This is a genomic window from Echinicola sediminis (genome assembly GCF_054777495.1).
On the sequence record NZ_BAAHAP010000179.1, the window covers coordinates 1 to 4,284 of the forward strand.

Sequence of the window (4,284 nt, forward strand, 5' to 3'; positions counted from 1 at the left end):
GTCATCAAAATCATCATAGTTATCGTCAAAGTCATCTTGATCAAAATCCTCTTGATCAAAGTCTTCTAAGCTTTCATCAACCATGTCTTCTTCATCCTCAAATTCATAAGTGTCCTCATCAAAATCTGAAGTGAAATTGTCGTCTTCCTCGAAGTCGTCAAATTCGTCATAATATTTGTCTGTGTCTCTTGCCATGATAATGTACTATTAGTTGTTGAATAATTAGGCAGGATTTTTAGTGCTATTTACAATAAAAAAATATTTAATTCAATATTGTTTTTTTCAGTCAGTAAAAAAAATGCTTCTCTAAATAAAACTATGGGCGTATAAATTTTAGTTATCCTGAAGGAAAGCAACTCACTTCGACAAGCTCAGTGACCTTGTGCTATTTTATGGTTACAAAGAAGCTCATTTAGATAATTCTGTCTTGGGTTGGCGCCCAGGGTTACTAATGTTATGTACTTTCAAGGTTAGCTAACCTTATTAAAAACCCAATGACAGGAGCCGCTGCAGGTGCAATTGGGGTAATCCCGGGTCCGTTGGCCGTCAGGCAGGAGTATCCTGGATCGGTGTAAGTAGTTGCTCATGGTTTTAGCCGCTAAAACTGTTCTACCTGGCATTTGACAGCTTGACATGGAATCAAAAATCTTTCCTAAGGCTCTGTATTCCCTGGCACATTTATAAAGAAGGGAAAAGAGAAGGAGAATGGATCAATTAAATATGTTGTTAATTGACTGTGATATTAGCGGCTTGCTTAAATACTGCTTCACCTGTGAATAGGTGCTGGCCCTATTGATGTCTCTTTTGTCAACAGAACTTGAAAGGATATAAATCTCTACTTGGGTTTTGTCAAAAGCAAGTTTTTCCAAGAAGTCCCAGCCGCTCATCTCTGGCATATTGAGATCTAAAAATAGGTAATTGGGGTTGATTAAATAGATTTTTTTGAGCGCTTCTTTAGCCCTTTCAAACTTAAAAAATTTACAAGGTTGTTTGATGTATTTCGCAATGAGGCTTTCAGTAACAAACGTACTGATAGGGTCATCATCGATTAATACAATTTTTACCATGTTATACAAAATACTTTGTTTGAAATATTTTAATGTATATGTAAAATTAAGTAATTTTTTTTGAATACTGCAATAGGTAAATCATTTTTTGAGCCGATTGGAGGAGCTTTACGCTTGATTTGATGGACTCACAAATAGGGACTGAGTCAGTCATAAACTAAAATGAGCATAATATCCATTTTTTTTGAACTGATATTTACAGATATATTAAGTTCGTAACTTTTTAAACTTAAAAAAATGTTTTTTAAAATAAATAATATGTATTTCATTTGCATAATTTTCTTCAAAGCAGTAAATTAGGGTATGTTTATGGGTAGGGAAAGCCAGGTTCATTAAGTAAATGGAATTGGTTCAGCCAACATAAACTGGGAAAAGAACAAAAGGGCAGTTGCATGCCTTAGTTTATGCTTGAAAACCCTAGGTCATCTGATCGTTTTGTAGTTAAGAAGTTTTGATCTATAGAAAGTAATTGAATTTGTTTAGTTAAAAATAATTTTTAAACAGACTATGAACAGTACAAGTAGAATTGTAGCCGGTTTTTTCTTCATATGGGATGTCATAACGTTATGTTTGACATTTCTCGTTTCCATTTATTTAAACAAAGAAAGTGGGGTCCAAAATGTAGATTGGATGTTGTTCTTTGCCCTCACTTCTTTATGGTTTGTAATTGTAATATGGAGAAAACTTTACCTGTTTGAATACAACGGGGATTTTGGCTCAAGGATTTTAAATTATTTAAAATCCAGCGCGATTTTAGTGGTTTTATTTGGGCTTATTTATTTGGTCTTCACCTTTCCACCTACTTTTAGGAAAGTAGTATTGTACTTTTCCATCGGCTTTCCCCTGCTGGGTATTACCACCAACTTCATCATTCTAAGTATCATCAATAGAATAAACAGTTATGGGGCTGCGGGGAAGAATGTTTTGGTGACCGGTGTTGGGGATATGGTAAATAAGGTAAACAGCTATTATAGTGGTCATCCCAATCTTGGATACAATATCAAGGGTATTGTCAAATATAAAAACGACAATAGTGTACAAAGTGATGAAGGTCAGTATGTTAGTGATATCGGCCATATGGGAGATTATATAAAGGATCATCATGTTGATGAAATCATAGTCGCTTTACCCGTAAAATGTTCCAAGGAGATCAAGGAGATTCTAAAGACTGCAGACTATCACGGAACCAGGGTCCGCTTTGTGCCAGATTACAGGGATTTGTTTGGGCAGGGGTATAAAGTGATCCGGCAAGGTAACTTGGATATGGTCAATGTCAGGCAGATGCCATTGGATAATAAGTTCTCCTACTTGCTGAAGGAATGCTTTGACTGGTGTTTTTCGAGTTTGATTCTGCTGTTTTTGGCTCCAATATTTGCTGTGATAGCAGTTCTGATAAAACTTGATTCTCCTGGACCGGTATTTTTCTGTCCAGTCAGGATAGGAAAAGGGGGTAAACCTTTTAGGGTGTTTAAATTCAGGACGATGAAAACCAATGATACAACAGGTACCTCTTCTACTAAATTCAATGATCCGCGAATAACAAAAATTGGAAAATTTTTAAGAAAATACAGTATTGATGAACTTCCACAGTTTGCCAACGTATTTATGGGGCATATGAGTGTGGTAGGGCCCCGTCCTCACAGGAGCTTTTTGAATGAGGAGTTTCAGAAGAATGTCAACCTATCTATGATTCGACATTATTTCAAACCTGGCATTACAGGTTGGGCTCAAGTTAATGGATGGAGAGGGCCAACAGAGACCAGCGAACAAAAGGAACAACGCATCATGCATGATTTGTGGTACTTGGAAAACTGGTCAATGTCCCTCGATGTAAAAATCATTTATTTGACTGTCTTCGGCAAGAAAACGCACAAGAATTCATTCTGAAAAAGTGTGGAATTTACATCTTCCACACTTTGTCGTGAAAGGTGCTTTTTTGTGTTTGAACATGCCATGACTGGTATTTATATGATTGGTTATCAGTAGTTTATGATTTTTAATATTTTTATCCCCAAACAGCTTCATCATAAAAAAAAATTGTTAATTAGAAGATAGTTTTTTTATAAAATTCTACACATTGTTGAACGGTTCCACAGTATAAATATTAAATCGTTTAAGCTTTTTGATTTTCATTTTTTGTGGTTAAGGGATAGGTTGGAGGAAGTAAAATTATCCATGTATTTTGTTTATTAATGTAAGTCGTTCATTTATGAAATTGAGCGACTTGTTTTTTTTGCTGTATTATGCCCATTTTATCATCCGGCAGTTGGCATAGTTGTTGGATAAGTCGGAAACTGAAATCACATACTAGATTTTCCCATTAACCCTTAGGAATGAGGAGATTACTTGTTAATGACCTCTTCCAGAACCACCAGGTTCAAAATTGAAATCACCCCTCTTGATATGGTGTAGTTGAATTACTATGCCCGAGAATAAGAGTTTTTTGAAGAAAATTTTGAGCCAACAAGTTTACCACCAAAACCAACCTTTCCACGGGGATAAGCCCTTTGGAGTAAATAAATCTAATTATTTATAGTAAATGAAATTTAAACACTTAAAAAACCTAATAGTGTTTCCCCTATTGGGAGGGACTATTTTTTCTTGCAACGTAACGGATATAGAGAAAGCCTTAAATCAGGGGTCGGCTATTAAGTCGACGGGGCTTTCCTCTTCTCCACACATTATTCATCACAAGACTTCTGAGGGAAAATATCCTCTTGCTTTCACCCATAAGCAGTTTTCAGAGAAGCATTCTTTTGGTATTGCTGAAAAACCAGTGTTTTCAGTTGCCGACGCCGGACATTTTCATTTAAATGACTGCGATGGCTTAATATCCAATGGAATAATTGCTGAGGTTCTTTTTCCAGAACAGTCAATAGTATAAGGTGGAATCCTAACGCCTTTATTTGCCTTCAAGCAATTTTAAGAAAGACGGAAATAACGACATCGTCAGTAAACGGCATCAGTTAATTCGCTGGAGCCTGATATTGTCCTAAAACCCTCAATTACCCAAGTACCCCAAAAATTATTAATTACAAAACTGATTGGCCATTGGCCAATCGATAGGGAGCCTTACGCCCTAATAATAAAAATAATTTCGAATTGTAAGTATTTAGATTTAATAAGGTAAGAAAAAGAAGAAAAATAATTTCGTTAAATAATCAAACTAAACTTAAATGAAAATCACCACAAACCTTTTCACTAATCTCATTGCACT

4 protein-coding genes are annotated in these 4,284 nt (G+C 35.5%); 2 read left to right on the forward strand and 2 right to left on the reverse strand.

Annotated elements, in window-relative coordinates; translation table 11 throughout:
- Positions 1-195, reverse strand: a 195-nt coding sequence (locus ACYVAA_RS22285; protein ID WP_460546158.1) for a hypothetical protein, incomplete at its 3' end; no start/stop codon positions are given.
- 515 nt (positions 196-710) lie between these two features.
- Positions 711-1,067 carry a response regulator gene (locus ACYVAA_RS22290; RefSeq protein ID WP_460546160.1) on the reverse strand — a complete coding sequence of 119 codons (357 nt, stop codon included), beginning with the start codon at positions 1,065-1,067 and terminating at the stop codon, positions 711-713.
- A 507-nt stretch (positions 1,068-1,574) separates the two neighbouring features.
- Between ACYVAA_RS22290 and ACYVAA_RS22295 the strand changes: the two genes are divergently transcribed.
- On the forward strand, positions 1,575-2,954 hold the full coding sequence (locus ACYVAA_RS22295; RefSeq protein WP_460546162.1) for an undecaprenyl-phosphate glucose phosphotransferase: 1,380 nt from the start codon (positions 1,575-1,577) through the stop codon (positions 2,952-2,954).
- 652 nt (positions 2,955-3,606) lie between these two features.
- On the forward strand, positions 3,607-3,951 hold the full coding sequence (locus ACYVAA_RS22300; protein WP_460546164.1) for a hypothetical protein: 345 nt from the start codon (positions 3,607-3,609) through the stop codon (positions 3,949-3,951).
- Positions 3,952-4,284 lie beyond the last annotated feature (333 nt).

Excerpts from the sequence above, each read along its gene's own strand:
- ACYVAA_RS22295 (WP_460546162.1), top strand. The coding sequence starts at position 1,575 with ATGAACAGTACAAGTAGAATTGTAGCCGGTTTTTTCTTCATATGGGAT.
- ACYVAA_RS22290 (WP_460546160.1), bottom strand. The coding sequence starts at position 1,067 with ATGGTAAAAATTGTATTAATCGATGATGACCCTATCAGTACGTTTGTT.
- ACYVAA_RS22300 (WP_460546164.1), top strand. The coding sequence starts at position 3,607 with ATGAAATTTAAACACTTAAAAAACCTAATAGTGTTTCCCCTATTGGGA.